At 50.6% G+C, this 15,674-nt stretch carries 10 protein-coding genes; 4 read left to right on the forward strand and 6 right to left on the reverse strand.

Going from position 1 to position 15,674, the window contains the following annotated elements; genetic code table 11:
• Positions 1–60: 60 nt before the first annotated feature.
• From glgC to malQ, 5 genes are all read right to left on the reverse strand, one after another.
• Positions 61–1,323: a glucose-1-phosphate adenylyltransferase gene (glgC, locus tag N5E87_RS14935; RefSeq protein WP_011623506.1), complete on the reverse strand. Its 1,263-nt coding sequence runs from the start codon at positions 1,321–1,323 to the stop codon at positions 61–63.
• A gap of 118 nt (positions 1,324–1,441) precedes the next feature.
• The gene (locus tag N5E87_RS14940) at positions 1,442–3,955 is read right to left on the reverse strand and encodes a glycogen/starch/alpha-glucan phosphorylase (protein WP_086904372.1); all 2,514 of its coding nucleotides are present in this window, start codon (positions 3,953–3,955) and stop codon (positions 1,442–1,444) included.
• A 2-nt stretch (positions 3,956–3,957) separates the two neighbouring features.
• Entirely contained in the window at positions 3,958–6,216 is a 2,259-nt protein-coding gene (glgX, locus tag N5E87_RS14945; protein ID WP_086904373.1) for a glycogen debranching protein GlgX, read from the reverse strand.
• Complete coding sequence (gene glgB, locus N5E87_RS14950; protein WP_279775377.1) at positions 6,213–8,450, reverse strand: 1,4-alpha-glucan branching protein GlgB; 2,238 nt, start codon at positions 8,448–8,450, stop codon at positions 6,213–6,215. The genes glgX and glgB overlap by 4 nt, the downstream gene beginning before the upstream one ends.
• Positions 8,451–8,467: 17 nt before the next feature.
• Complete coding sequence (gene malQ / locus N5E87_RS14955) at positions 8,468–10,873, reverse strand: 4-alpha-glucanotransferase (protein ID WP_086904374.1); 2,406 nt, start codon at positions 10,871–10,873, stop codon at positions 8,468–8,470.
• A gap of 509 nt (positions 10,874–11,382) precedes the next feature.
• Here malQ and N5E87_RS14960 point away from each other — a divergent pair.
• A complete protein-coding gene (locus N5E87_RS14960) occupies positions 11,383–12,018 on the forward strand; it encodes a peptidylprolyl isomerase (RefSeq protein ID WP_086904380.1) in 636 nt (211 codons plus the stop codon).
• A 59-nt stretch (positions 12,019–12,077) separates the two neighbouring features.
• On the opposite strand, the gene N5E87_RS14965 is transcribed toward N5E87_RS14960, so the two are convergent.
• Entirely contained in the window at positions 12,078–12,554 is a 477-nt protein-coding gene (locus tag N5E87_RS14965) for a MarR family transcriptional regulator (RefSeq protein ID WP_041408827.1), read from the reverse strand.
• A gap of 327 nt (positions 12,555–12,881) precedes the next feature.
• On the opposite strand from N5E87_RS14965, the gene yiaY reads away from it, so the two are divergent.
• The 3 genes from yiaY (at position 12,882) to N5E87_RS14980 (ending at position 15,639) form a co-directional block, all read left to right on the forward strand.
• Positions 12,882–14,030: an L-threonine dehydrogenase gene (gene yiaY / locus N5E87_RS14970; protein WP_086904375.1), complete on the forward strand. Its 1,149-nt coding sequence runs from the start codon at positions 12,882–12,884 to the stop codon at positions 14,028–14,030.
• A 694-nt stretch (positions 14,031–14,724) separates the two neighbouring features.
• Positions 14,725–15,099, forward strand: coding sequence for a cytoplasmic protein (locus N5E87_RS14975; RefSeq protein ID WP_086904376.1), 375 nt, complete (start codon positions 14,725–14,727; stop codon positions 15,097–15,099).
• Positions 15,100–15,426: 327 nt separating this feature from the next.
• Positions 15,427–15,639, forward strand: a complete 213-nt coding sequence (locus N5E87_RS14980; RefSeq protein WP_086904377.1) for a hypothetical protein — start codon at positions 15,427–15,429, stop codon at positions 15,637–15,639.
• The last annotated feature ends 35 nt before the right edge of the window (positions 15,640–15,674 follow it).

Below are 15,674 nucleotides of genomic sequence, written 5' to 3' on the forward strand. Positions count from 1 at the left end.
CGTTTCACCTAACTTCATACTCCAACAGGGTTAATATTCATGCAAATTATTAACTTGGCCTTACTCATAGCCCACGGGCAGCCCTAACATATCGCGGGTGACTAAGGTGATGCCCTTCTCGGACACCCTAAAGCCTTTTGCCCTGTCATGGTCGTGGTTGTAACCAATCACTGTACCTTCGGGGATGATGCAGCCCCTGTCGATGATGGCGTTTTTAATCTTACAGTGGCGCAGCACCACCACATCGGGTAGCACAACCGAGTCCTCAACCACTGAGTAGGAACAAACCCGTACCTCGTTAAACAACACGCTGCGGCGCACGGTCGCCCCCGAGATAATACAGCCGCCGGATATAATCGAATCCACCGCCATGCCGCGTCTATCGTCATCGTCGAACACAAACTTGGCGGGAGGCAATTGCTCCTGATAGGTCCAAATCGGCCATTTGGCATCGTAGAGGTTTAAGGCGGGCGTGGGCGATAACAATTCCATATTGGCCTGCCAGAAGGAATCCAAGGTGCCCACATCGCGCCAGTAGGCTTGCTCGTTGGGGAAAGCACTCTTAAAGGGGTAGGCAAACACTTTATGTTTTTCGATGATCGAGGGAATAATATCTTTACCAAAATCCCGATCGGAATTGGCATTTTGCGCGTCTTTCTTCAACTGATCGAACAAAAACTCAGTGTTAAACACATAGTTGCCCATCGAGGCGAGGCACTTCTCAGGATTGCCTGGGGAGTGTTTAGGATGCTTAGGTTTTTCTTCAAATCCTAGGATGCGCATCTCGTCATCGACTTCCATCACCCCAAACGCGCCCGCCGCTTCGGCCACTGGCACCTCGAGGCAGGAGACTGTCATATCGGCGCCGGATTCGGCATGGGCCGCCAGTAAGCCTGCGTAATCCATGCGATACACATGGTCACCCGAGAGCACCATCACGTACTTTGGCAGCTCATGGCGAATGATGTCGATATTTTGGAATACCGCGTCGGCCGTGCCTTGATACCAATTCTCAGAGTAACGTTGTGAGGCAGGCAGAATCTCCACCGACTCACCTAATTCCTTTTTAAAGTGGCCCCAACCGCGCATCACGTGGCGAATTAACGAGTGCGACTTATATTGGGTCACTACCCCAACGCGGCGGATCCCCGAGTTGATGCAATTCGACAGCGGAAAATCGATGATCCTAAACTTGCCCCCGAAATACAGCGCGGGTTTGGCGCGCCAGTCGGTGAGTTCATGTAAACGCGAGCCTCGGCCACCAGCCAGAATCAATGCATAGGTTTCACGAGTTAAATTACTGATATAACGTACATTAGACATAGGCTCTACTCCCCAAATAGCACATCAGTGCCGATTGCTTCACAACCACTCTTCCCTGCCGCCCTTAGGCCGCAGGATTGCATACAACTGTGCATTCCTTTGCTCATCAACCTCTCCGTTACAGTTTCCAAATATCATCTCGATAGCCAGCAATCGTCACATCACTGGAGAAGCGACCACTGGCCGCCGTGTTGCGAATACTCATTTGCGTCCACTTTTTCGGATCTTTATAGGCCTTAGCCACAGCCTCTTGGGCGAGGCGATAACTGTCAAAATCCGCCGCCGTCATCCACTGATCATCCGGGCTTTCAATCGAGGCGATAATGGGGTCGAAAATACCCGGTTCCAGCAGGTTGAAATGGCCGCTCTTGAGTAAGGCCATAACTTCAGATAAGGCATGGGACTCGGCGATAATCCGCTGCGGTTGGTAATCACAGCGCATTTGGACCACTTGCTCGGCGTTGAGGCCAAAGAGGAAAAAGTTATCCTCGCCCACCTCTTCGAGCATCTCGATATTGGCGCCATCTAAGGTGCCTATGGTGAGTGCGCCGTTCATCATGAACTTCATATTGCCCGTACCCGAGGCCTCCTTACCCGCGGTGGAGATTTGTTCGGAGACATCGGTACCGGGGCAGATTTTTTCCATGGCACTGACGTTGTAATTGGGCAGAAATGCAAAGCGCAGATAAGGCGCCACCACAGGATCGCAGTTGACCATATGGGCAACATTACTGGCGAGTTTGATGATGAGCTTCGCCATAAAGTAACCGGGCGCCGCTTTACCGCCGATCAGCACGCAGCGTGGCACTAAGTGCTCTGTGTGTCCCTGCTGGATTTGATGGTAGAGATGGATCACATGCAGAATATTGAGTAGCTGACGCTTGTACTCGTGGATCCGCTTAACCTGCACATCAAACAGCATTGCAGGGTCAAACTCGACGCCACATTCCTTGGCGATCATCTTGGCGAGTTGCACCTTGTTGGCTTGTTTCACCTCACGCCACTTTTGAATAAAGCTGGTGTCTTGGGTTAAGGCATTGAGCGCCGTCAGCTGGCTTAAGTCCGTCACCCAGCCCTTGCCTAAATGGCTAGTTAACAGTTTGGCGAGCGCGGGATTGCAGTGGGCTAACCAACGTCTTGGGGTCACGCCATTGGTGCGATTGTTAAATTTCTCCGGCCACAGGCTATAAAAATCCTTAAATAGGCCCGACTTTAATAACTGGGTATGCAGCGCTGCCACACCGTTTACCGAAAAGCTCGCCACTATGGCTAGGTACGCCATGCGCACATGGGGATCGGGGCCATCTTGAATGATCGACATGCTGGCCAGTTTGGCGCCATCTCCCGGCCAGTGGTGGGCAACTAAATCGAGGTATCTGGCGTTGATTTCATAGATGATTTCTAAAATTCGCGGCAACATCAGCGCCATCATACGCACGGGCCAGCGCTCTAACGCCTCGGGCAACAATGTGTGATTGGTATAGGCCATAGTCTTACTGGTAATCGCCCAGGCGGCGTCCCATTCGAGGCCATATTCATCCACCAGCAGCCGCATTAATTCGGGGACGGCAATACTGGGGTGAGTGTCATTCAGTTGGATCACATTTTTCGCGGCAAAATCGCTGAAGTCATGGCCGTGGTGATGCACCCAACGCTTCAAAATGGCCTGCAGGCTGGCGGAAGACAAAAAGTACTGCTGACGCAGGCGCAGCTCTTTACCATTTTCGCTGGCATCGTTGGGGTACAGCACCATAGTGATTTGTTCAGCGAGGTTCTTGCACGCCACCGCTTCTGTGTAATCCCCTTGGTTAAACTCTGCTAAATCAAAGTCATCCGTCGCTTCGGCCTTCCAGAGTCTAAGGCTATTCACCCGACCATTGCGATAACCGGGCACGGGCATGTCATAGGCCACGGCGAGCACATCTTGACTATCGACCCAAATCATGTGCCTGCGCCCTTGTTTATCGACATAGGATTCGGTGTGACCGAAGAACTTTACCGTCACATTATGGTGCGGAACGCGCACCTCCCAGGGGTTGCCCTCACGCAGCCAACGATCTGGGCGCTCGACTTGATAACCATCGACGATCTTCTGGGCGAACATGCCGTATTCGTAACGAATGCCATAACCCGTGACAGATAAATCCATGCTGGCACAGCTATCGAGAAAACACGCGGCGAGTCGCCCAAGGCCACCATTGCCTAAACCTGCATCGTGTTCGGCCTCCTCAAGCTCCTCAAGAGACACCGAATATTGGCTAAGCGCCTCGCGGCTGTCTTGCTCTAAATCTAAATTTAACAAGGCATTACCTAATGCCCTGCCCATAAGAAACTCCAGCGATAAGTAGGCTACTTGCTTGTTGTCATAGCAGCTATCTTTTATCCGCGTCTCACGCCACTCATCCAACATTTGCTCTTTAACGCTGAGTGCCAGAGATTGAAATAACTCACCGTGAGCCACTTCGCCGCGGCTTAAACCGTAACGCACATGGCGATTAAAGGTCGCGGGCAGGGCATCACAGGGCTCGCAGGGTTCGAGAGTCGCTTTTGGCTTAGTCGGCGCGGCCTTAGTGGCACGTTTTTTTGGGGGAACACCGCTGGTATTTGGGCTCAGTTCACTGTTATGACTCATAGTTAATTCCTTATAAAATCAGCATGAAACAGCATAAGACTGCGATCCTGTAACAAGTACCGCGTCGGTGAGGACTGAGCATCCAGCGGCTCAGTGGGAGTTAAAAATTGTGGGTCGGTTTGGGTATGCAGCAGGCATTGCCAAGGCCCTAAACCGTCAAAAACTGGCAGAGTAAAGGCCAAGGGATGCTCATCGGCATTCACCATCAATAGCAGCGCTTGAAGGTTGTCACCCTGAGTCTGTGCTTGAGTAGCGGTTAAATTGCCCGATAACACCACGCAGAGGCTGCGGCCCATGGACTCGCTCCACAGGCTTTTGCTCATCGGCTCACCTTGGCGGCTAAACCAATCCAGCCTCGCCCCCGTTGGAGTTGAGACAGGGTTTACAGCATGGCTTGAAGATGACTCAGAAGACCAATCGAAGGCATTGGCCACTAACTGCTCATGGATAAAACGTTTGGAACACAAGAGCGGGAAGCGTTTGCGTAAAGCAATCAACTGCGAGGTGAAACTCAGCAATGAGCTATCCATGCCATCCGATGACCAATCTAACCAATTCAAGGGATTATCTTGGCAATAGGCGTTATTATTCCCGCCTTGGGTGCGGCCCGCCTCATCGCCGCTGAGTAACATGGGCACCCCTTGGGATAAGAATAATGTGGTCAATAGATTGCGTTGCTGGCGGGCGCGCAGCGCGAGAATGGAGGCGTCGTCAGTGTCGCCCTCTACCCCATAGTGATGACTGAAGTTCTCATGGTGGCCGTCGCGGTTTTCTTCACCGTTGGCCCAATTGTGCCGCTCGCAATAACTCACTAAATCTTTGAGGGTAAAACCATCGTGACTGGTTAAAAAGTTGATACTGGCGGCGGGAGGGCGGCCGCTATGCTCAAAGAAATCCCCCGAGCCATGAAATCGCCGCGCAAACTCGGGCAGCATGCCGTGATCGCCCCGCCAGAAACGCCGCATGGTGTCGCGGTATCTGTCATTCCACTCGCTAAAGGCCACCGGGAAATTACCCAATTGATACCCACCCGGGCCAATATCCCAAGGCTCGGCAATCAGCTTCACCCGGCACAACACGGGGTCTTGCAGCAACGCATCAAAAAAACCACTTCCGGGGTCAAATCCATAGGCTTCACGGCCAAGACAAGCGGCTAAATCAAAGCGAAAGCCATCGACGCCCATCACTTCGACCCAATAACGCAGCGAATCTAGCACTAACTGCAACATGCGTGGATGATTGAGGTTTAAGGTATTACCACAACCGGTATCGTTGATATAAAAGCGTTTATCGTTTGGATGCAGGCGGTAATAGCTCAGATTGTCGATACCGCGAAAGCTAAAGGTCGGTCCGAGGCGACTGCCCTCGGCGCTGTGGTTATAGACCACATCGAGAATGACTTCGATACCCGCGCCGTGTAGCGCATCCACCATAGTGCGAAACTCGCCAATATCCTCACTCGAGAGATAACTCGGCTCAGGCGCAAAAAAGCCTATGCTGTTATACCCCCAATAGTTAGATAGCTGCTTTTCAAGCAGAAAGGGCTCGGAGAAAAATGCCTGAACTGGCAGTAACTCGACACAATTCACTCCGAGATTGACTAAGTAATCTATCGCGGCATTCGATGCCAGCCCGGCAAAGGTGCCACGCAGCGGCGCATCTATCTCAGGGTGCAGCGCGGTAAATCCCTTTAAGTGCATCTCATAGATAATGCACTGCTCAAGCGCTAGTGGCTCACGCTTGCTTGAGAGTGGCCGAATAGCATGCGCCTTAGCGGCATCAAAAAGGGGCCGAGTATCGACCACTTTGCACTTAGGTACAAAATCCGCGTTATCTAAGGTGCTGAAAGATAAGTCCTCGTTGGGGTTATCAATCTCATAACCAAAATTAGCGATATGGTGGTGATAGCGTCCCACGAGCTGGCGCGCGTAGGGGTCTAATAGCAACTTATGCGGATTAAATCTGTGGCCTAATTGCGGCTCGTAGGGACCATAAACACGGTAGCCATAAAGCTGGCCGACACTCAGTCCATGCACATACAAATGCCAGATTTGCTGGGTCTGCTCCGTCAAGGCGATGCGTTGAATTTCCACCTCGCCTTGAGCATCAAACAGACATAACTCCACCCCAGTGGCATGGGCCGAAAACAGGGCGAAATTCACCCCGCCATCATCGACCGTCGCCCCCAAGGGAAAGGGCTGCCCCGCGCTCAGATTATAGGCGGTTGAGCCACCAGCATTTACAGGCACAGGATTCGTCATAGGCTGGTATCTCTTGGCGTATCCGTCGCAGGCCCGAGGATTAAGCAACCCAGAGGCGGCACAGTGATCAACGCGCTCGATGCCATGCCCTGCCAAGGTAAATCTTCGGCAATCACCTTGCCCGCATTCCCCTGATTGCTGCCACCATAGAGATGGCTGTCGCTATTGAGGTACTCACAGAAATCCCCGCCTTGGGGCAAGCCGATACGAAATCCTTGGTGCAGAGTGGGCGTCATATTCACCACAAACACTAAGGGCACATCACTGCCCTCGCCATAGCGCACAAAGCTAAAAATACTGTCACGACCATTGTCACAATCGAGCCAGCGAAAACCCTGCGACTCATAGTCGAGCACGGATAAGGCGGGGAATTGGCGATATAGCTGATTCAGATCACGAAGCCAGCGCTGCACGCCTTGGTGAGGCTCGAAGGCGAGCAAATGCCAATCGAGGCTATGGTTATGGTTCCATTCGTCACGCTGGGCGAACTCGCTGCCCATAAACAGCAGTTTTTTGCCCGGATGCCCCCACATAAAGCCGTAATAGGCCCTGAGGGTGGCGAATTTTTGCCAATCATCGCCGGGAATTTTATGCAGCAAAGAGCCCTTGCCGTGCACCACTTCATCGTGGCTTATCGACAGCATAAATTGCTCCGAATAGGCATACATCAAACTAAAGGTCAGCTGGTTATGGTGATACTGGCGATAGATGGGATCGCGGCTCAAGTAGCTTAGGCTGTCGTTCATCCAGCCCATATTCCACTTAAAACCAAACCCCAGCCCGCCGCTATCCGTCGGCTTAGTCACCCCCGCAAAGGCGGTTGACTCTTCGGCTATCATGCAAATGCCGGGGAAGGCTTGATACAAACGTTGATTCAACATTTGCAGGAAATGAATCGCCTCTAAATTCTCCCGTCCGCCATAGGCATTGGGCAGCCATTGCCTAGGTTCGCGGCTGTAGTCGAGGTACAACATGGATGACACCGCATCAAGCCTGAGCCCATCGAGGTGAAATTCCCGCAGCCAATAGCAGGCATTGCTGAGCAGAAAGCTGCGCACCTCACCGCGGTCGTAGTTATAGATCAGCGTATCCCAATCGGGGTGCGTGCCTTTGCGCGGGTCTTCATGTTCATAGAGGCAAGTGCCATCAAAACGCACAAGGCCATGGGGATCCTTAGGGAAATGCGCCGCCACCCAATCGAGTAACACGCCAATCTCGGCCTGATGGCAGGCATCGATAAAGGCTTTTAAGCCATTGGCATCGCCAAAACGATGGGTCGGCGCGTACAGGCCAACGGGTTGATACCCCCAAGAGCCGTCGAAGGGATACTCGCTGACAGGCATCAACTCGATATGGGTAAAACCTTGCTCCTTCACATAGGGAATTAATTGCTCAATTAAGTCTTGATAATCAAAATATTGCTCACCAAACTCACCTTTTCGGCGCCAAGAGCCTAGCTGCACCTCGTAGATAGACATCGCGGCGCGATGCCAAGCCGTGGTCGCCCGTTTGTGCATCCATTGTGAATCTGCCCACGGGTGTTGGTGTTTTTTCGGCACTATGGAGGCATTGTGCGGTGCACATTCCATTTGGGTCGCCATGGGGTCGGATTTGGCGTGGCGCTCGCCATTTTGATAAAGCAAATCAAACTTATAGTGCGCGCCTTCGGCAGCATCTGGCAGAAAAATCTCCCATAAGCCGTTGGCCATATGTTGGCGCATCACATGGCGAGTATCGTCCCAGTGATTAAAATCCCCCACCACAGAAACCCGCTTAGCATTGGGGGCCCATACGCAAAAATGCACGCCTTCGACGCTATCGACTTGGCGCCAGTTCGCACCTAAAAAGCGATAGGCCTGCTCAGAACTTCCTTCGCCAAAGAGGTATAAGTCCTGACTATCGAGGAGAGAACCAAACTGATAAGGATCGATAATATCCAGCTCACAGAGGGGATAAGTCACCCGTAGCGCATACAAAAAAGGCTTAACCCGTCTGCCAAGCGTGCCCGCAAACAGCCCCGCCTCATTGACGCGCTCAAGGCTCGCCACCTTACGGCCATCCTTAAGACTTATCACATCAACTTTTTGGGCGTTGCGTAAAAAACAGCGTACCACCAAGGCCTTACCCTCGTTGATGCTGTGCATACCGAGCAGGGAAAACACATCCGTATATTGACCATTTAACAGTGCGACATCGCTACCGTCATAGAAGTAAGTCTGGGCTTGAGTCATCATTTGGCTTCCATTTTTAGTCAAAGGGTATCTGTATGCGCAGCCGTTTCTGGCAAATGCCTTGCCGCAGCAATGCGTTGCAAACGCTCAACCAGCGCAGGCCTAGCTGCAGCTTCACTTAGGCTGATGGGCAATCGCCGCTGCCAATTCGGGTACTCGAGCCAAGTGCCGGGGATATTCACCGCATGGCGGTCCCCGAGCAGATCGCACCACTGCACGCTGTAAAGTGCGCTATTGCCCGAGGCGCCAAATGGCATCCACGCCGTTAATAAATCTTCAATATCAATCTGTTGAATATCCGTCTCCGGCAATAGGCCCTGGGAGATTAAGCACTGCGCCAGCTGGTGTTTTTCCTGCTCACGTCCGGCTAAGGCCTCACCTAATTGCTCGTCGGTATTGAACAGTTCGAGTTGTCGCCTCAGGTGCAAATCGCTGCCCGTCCACCAGGCGACTAACGTCGGCACATCGTGGTTTGCCAGCATCATCAAACTCTGGAACTTATAGTGGCTCGGCGGCTTAAAGCCTTGATGGTCTTTGCAGAAGTAGAACAACTCGTTGGAGTAAACCCCCGCCTGATACAGGCGATGAATAATATCAGGCGGCACTAGGCCCAAATCTTCACCAATCACCACACAGCGGGCGCGTTGACTCTCAAGGCAGAGAATCGCCAACAGGGTTTCGACCGGGTAATACACATAGGCGCCATGGCCGAGGCGCTTGTCCAGAGGCCACCACCAGAGTCGCAGCAGCCCCATCACATGGTCGATTCGCAGCGCACCGCAGTGGGTCATGTTGGCGCGAGTCAGTTCAATAAAATGGCGATATTGATGCTGTTTTAGCTTGACGGGATCGAGGGGAGTAAGTCCCCAGTTTTGTCCCTGCGGCGCGAAGGGATCCGGCGGTGCGCCTATGCTGGCGTTTAAGCAAAACTGCTGCGAATTGGCTTGAACCTCAACGCCTTGCAACGCGGCGCCTACGGCCAAATCGCGAATAAGCCCTATGCCCATCCCCGCTTCTTTGGCTTTGAGTTGGCACAATTGCAGTTGATCTTCAGCCACAAACTGCAGGTATAAATAAAAACCTTCGTCCTGTGCGATGGCCCTTGGGCTGCGTAGCGATTCGGCTTGGGCAAATTCCCTGAGCGGCGCGCCCTGCTCTGCAACAAAATCCTCAAATCGCTGCGCCCTGGGTGTGTTTGGCTGTAAATGGTGTTCGCAAAAGACAGTATATAAACGTGCAAAGGCGCGGTACTTAAGCTCGCTGACTTTGGGGTAATCGAGCCAGTTCTCCGCGTTGAGTAGGGCAATGATTTCTTGCCACTCCTTCGCCGCAAACTCCATCTTTAAAGGCTCAAATTCAGGCACGCTAGGTAAATGAATATACAGCGGATTCAGCCTTCTACGATCGCAGGGACTATAGGGACTCGGATGTTCCGGCGCGGCAATATCTAAGGCATGTAATGGATTAAGTTGAATGAAATCGGCGCCATATTCAGCCACTAAACCGATAAGTTGCTCTAAATCGCCAAAGTCGCCCATACCCCATTGGCTTTCGCTACGCAGACTATAGAGCTGAAGACTCACGCCCCACGGTTTATGGCGCTTTCCTTGAGCCACAGCGCTCATCACCCCTTGATAGGCGGTTCTCGGTGCCACCATAAAAGTGCCATGGAACTCAGTCGTCTTACTTGCTGCAGAAATGCTTACTGATGAGTTGCTTGCTGCTGAGGTGCTTGCCGATGCTACAGCTTGATGATCATCTGCCAGCCCAAGCAAACTGACGCTCAGAGTGTGGTACCCCAATCCCAAGCAAGATAAATCACTTAAGTTGTCTTTATTGTTAGATGTGTTTGGCGCGGCGCTGACATTTTCCCATGAACGGCGCGGCTCAGAATTGCTATCTTGCTCAGCGGCATCGCCCGCATCACGGCAATGAAACTCATGACCTAAGAGGTCGAGGCGGTATTGCAGGAACTGACACTCATTGGCAAAGGGACTATTGCCAAACTGTGCCAACTCCTGCGCCTGAATCCGATAATCCCCAATCGGTTTTAGCGCCGAAAACGGCACCTCGAGGATAACCCTCTCCCCTTGCTCACAGGTAAAGGTGAGCAGCAGATCGCCACGGTAAGATTGAGGTAAATACAGACAGACCCAAGGTTCGTCGACATAGCACCAATGAAACGCCGGCAACACTTGTGTCCAATGCTGTGCATCGAGTTGATACACCTGAGCGTCAAGCTCGTCGCCACAGGGTAAACTCGTTAATGGTTCATCCTTTGCCTCGCAGGCCTGAGTATTTTTCTCCTGCAACATACAGGTCAAAATCCCTTGCCTGTCAGCCTCGGGAATGCGGATATACTGGCCGAAGCAGTCGGTAAAGTCTGCTCCTACGCCCCGCAAATACAGCAACTTCTCCAGCCCCATATTTGTCGCCCCCGCGACTGCTCATCCATAGCCTTAGATAGGCAGTAACCATGCCAGCGCAAAATAACAGCATGAAGACAGATTTGTGTCAGCCAAGTGACAACAAAGAAAACTTATAAATCAGCATCTTGAATAAAATGTGTGCCTTTATCGCCCAAGCCTTGGCCCACGGGGCCATCTCGTAAACGCACTAGTTTGAAGCAGGGAGTGATTAAAAAAGGTGCAACGCGCTTAAATGGCGCAAGCAAAACAGCGTCTTATCTTGGAGCAGTATTTCCAGAAGCATCGCAGCGGTTGAATCCCCAGCGCAAACAACAAATCCCGTATCAGCAGCTAGCTGCAACACTTTGTATCAATTGCATTTTTCATCTTGAACTCCAGTTCATCGCTCTGTCACTATGCGCGTTCAAAACAAAAACAACACCTAATCGCAACATTTACCTACAGCTACTTACATCATTCAAAGTGGCAGGAATAAATGGCGAACGATGCAAAATAAGGAAATTGATATGAAAAGAATCACGGGACTTTTACTCGCCAGCAGTTTGAGCTTAGCCCTTGGCGCCTGCGGCGGCAGTGGCGACGATGAATTAACACCAACGATCCCAACTCCCGATCCAACCCCACCGAGCTTAAGCGCCGATGTCTGTTATTTAATGAGCACCACAAAGGGGGATTTGACCTTAGCTATCGACCTCACCCATATGCCGATCACGGGTAAGAACTTTAAACAATATGTCGATAAGTCATTCTATAATGGCACTTTATTCCACAGAACCATCAACAACTTTGTGATCCAAGGCGGTGGTTTCACCACGGGATTACAAAGCAAGCCGACCAGTGCGCCGATTAAAAACGAAGCCGCAGTCGGCATCAGCAATAAACGTGGCACGATCGCTATGGCACGTACCACAGTGCCAGACTCAGCGACATCACAGTTCTTTATCAATGTGTTAGACAATCCGCAGCTTGATGCTTCGGCGAGCAGCTATGGTTATGCCGTGTTTGGTAAAGTCGTCGAAGGAATGGATGTGGTCGATCAGATAAGCATTGTGCCGACCAAAACCAGCAACGGTTTTAGCGACACACCTGTGAATGAAATTTTGATCAATAGCGTGACGGAAACGAACTGCCCTGCCGCCTAGCAAAAATAACAAAGCACTGTAGATACAGTGCTTTTGTATTATTTAGCACCGAAAGGGGATTATTCGTCCCCTTGAATTTTACCCACCAACAGCATAGGCGCGGCATCAATTTTATCGGCGTCCATCATGGCGGCAATACGCTCCACCGATGAGAGCAACTGACTCTGCTCCCACTCTTCAAGATTTTGATATTGCTTTATAAAGTGCTCTTGAAGTGGTTTAGGCGACTCTTGCAATAATGCCCGCCCCGCCTCACTTAAATGTAAATGCACCTTGCGCTTATCGGACTCGCTGCGCTTGCGGATCACTAATCCCCGCCCTTCGAGCCTATCAATAATTGTCGTCACAGTGGCTGGGCTGAGGGTAATTTCTTCGGCCACCTGCTTGGCTAAGGGAGCGCCGAGCTGGGCAATTTTCTGCATTACCATCAACTGCGGCCCCGTCAGGCCTGAATGTTTATTGAGTTGCCGGGAATGAATGTCGATAGCGCGGATCACCCTGCGCAGTGAAATCAGCAGTTGTTCGTATTTTTCCATCGTGCTTCGCGTGCTCCTCATCAACCCAACGGCCGCACCTTACCAGAAACTCAGCCACAACTCACCTCGAAGGGCGAATTTATCGCGCAATAATCTGAGTTTAACTAAACAAGTAAAAGCTGAAAAAAACCTTAAAAAACATAGCGTATATCAAGCCTGATCCCTGTCATAAAAGTTCATTATTTAGTTATCTAGTTCCAACTTTAGTGGGAATTTCACCTCAATAAACTGCCTAAGCCGATCTAGATCACATCTTGCATACCCCTTAATTGGTAGCTTGGTCACCAGAAAGAAACAAATTTAATTTACAAGCAAATAGGTGGACTTATGGCTGCTAAATTTTTTATCCCTTCCGTCAACGTATTAGGCAAAGGCGCCGTCGATGATGCTATCGGAGATATCAAAACCTTAGGCTTTAAACGCGCGTTAATCGTGACGGATAAGCCTCTCGTCAAGATTGGTCTAGTCGGTGAAGTGGCCGAAAAACTCGGTCAGAATGGCATTACTTCAACTGTGTTCGATGGCGTGCAACCCAACCCAACCGTCGGTAACGTCGAAGCCGGTCTTGCGCTATTAAAAGCCAATCAATGTGATTTTGTGATTTCATTAGGCGGTGGCTCACCCCACGATTGCGCTAAGGGTATCGCCCTAGTTGCCACCAACGGCGGCAGCATCAAAGACTATGAAGGGTTAGACCAATCCGCTAAGCCACAACTGCCATTAGTGGCCATTAACACTACCGCTGGCACCGCCAGTGAAATGACCCGTTTTTGTATCATCACTGACGAAGCTCGCCATATCAAAATGGCGATTGTCGATAAACACACCACGCCAATATTGTCTGTGAATGACCCTGAGCTGATGCTGAAAAAACCAGCGAGCCTCACAGCTGCAACAGGTATGGACGCGCTGACCCACGCGGTTGAAGCCTATGTGTCTATCGCTGCGAACCCGATCACCGATGCCTGCGCCATTAAAGCCATTGAACTTATCCAAGGCAACTTAGTGAATGCGGTAAAACAAGGCCAAGATATTGAAGCCCGTGAGCAGATGGCCTATGCGCAATTCTTAGCGGGGATGGCCTTCAACAACGCCAGCTTAGGTTATGTGCATGCGATGGCGCACCAATTAGGCGGTTTCTACGATCTGCCCCACGGTGTATGTAACGCCCTGTTATTACCCCATGTGCAAGAATACAACGCCAAAGTGGTACCAGATCGCTTAAAAGATATTGCGAAGGCGATGGGTGTCGATGTAGCCAATATGACCGATGAACAAGGTGCTGCGGCGGCGATCGCCGCGATTAAGGCCCTATCGGTTGCGGTAAACATTCCAGAAAACCTGACGTTACTCGGGGTTAAAGCGGAAGATATTCCAACGCTGGCCGAAAACGCCTTAAAGGATGCCTGTGGTTTCACTAACCCTAAACAGGCAACCCATGAAGAGATCTGCCAGATCTTCACTAACGCCTTATAAACCCGCGTTATAGAGCGCTTGCATTAACGCAGTCGTCTGTCGGGCGCTAATTGACAGGATGTTGTTCGGCTAGCGCAAGCTAACGACATGAGAATCGGCCCAAACAAGGGATCTTGTTTGGGCCTTTCTTTTGGGCTGAATCAGCCAATTTTGCACTACGCCATAATGTAAAAAACCGCCGTAGCGCCTTAATCTTCGGCAGTTGGGATCCCATAGATCGAAAAATCGTCCCAATAGCGTAAAAACGTGATCTTGGTGGGTTACATGCTGTTACAAATCCGCTAGACTGGCTCCAGTTCGCTTTTTCCCTGCAAAAGATGAAGCCAGCTCAGAGGCCCATTCTAAGGAATGGGCCTCTGTCCCTTTTAGCGCCCGCCCCTACACCTTCCCAATAATTTGCTACTGTTTAATGGCTCACTGCACCATTCAGATCCTGTCGCTTATTTGCTGCTTTATTGCGCAGTAATTAAGCAAAAACGAATTTGAGTGCAAAACTGAGAGATAGCACATAGATATTCGTTAAAAACTCATGCTAAATAACACTGAATGGAAATGAATTAACTGACTCATTTTTAAACAAAAATACTTGTAAAAACTGTGATTTAACTCGGGCGATATCAGCGCAATTAATGATTGACCGAATTCAAAAACGATGCCTATGATGGCAGCAACATCCTCAACAGGTAGGTACGCTATGACAGCAATTACTCATGTATATAACTACACAGTTAGATGTCCGCATTACAAAGATCCCGAACATCCAGTGAGTTGGTTAAACCACATCGAATTAAACCAATCCAGTGAAATTGCCTTAAACCGTATCACCAAATGGCACGAACTCTCAGGCAGTAAATCCTTCGAAACCAGTAAGTTTGTTGTCCGCAAAGCCGATAATGAAGAAGCCTACTTCTCCATGCAGAGCGATAGGCTTAAAAATGATGGTCATGCGCTGGTCACCTTTAAAATCTTCCTCGATACCTGCTGCGACGATGCCGCCCCAGAAGAAATTATGCAGCACCTGATTGATGACTATCAGCAGCGTTTAGCGAAACTCGACCAAGCCTCATAATGTTTTGCTTGGGAGTGACTGTCACATAAGCGCTTAATCGCTAAGTGAAATAGCAACAATGCCAGAGTTAATACTCTGGCATTTTGTTTTACTCACCTTGCTAATCAATTCATTCTTAAACCGTCGCTAATCCGCCACTGAACCACACCCCGTTAACTTGGATGAAGACATTTCATCTTCACTCAAGCAAACTGATGCATTATCCCTAATCTAATAATTGGGCTACAAAGATTGGAGCTCCGATGATTGGATTTTCAGATTATTAAGGCGCGGTACAGCAGTATTTGGTATCTTGCCTAACAAACGTGCGTTATCAGGATGACTAAAATGAAAAAAGCGATGCTGTTAATACTACCACTGCTACTGGCCACCACAGCCTGCGCCGATTTAAAGGATGCGGGTCGCGCCATTGGCACCACCACTAAAGATGTGACGAAAGAGATTGGTCACGCCACCCGCGACACCACCAAAGCCATTGGTCATGCCTCACGGGATGCGGTGAAATCGGTCAAAGAAGATCTCACTAAAGATTCAGAGTGACGCCCATGCGTCACTCTGCTTTATCGGGGCTCAAT

It is taken from the genome of Shewanella sp. GD03713, assembly GCF_029843705.1.
GTDB lineage: Bacteria > Pseudomonadota > Gammaproteobacteria > Enterobacterales > Shewanellaceae > Shewanella.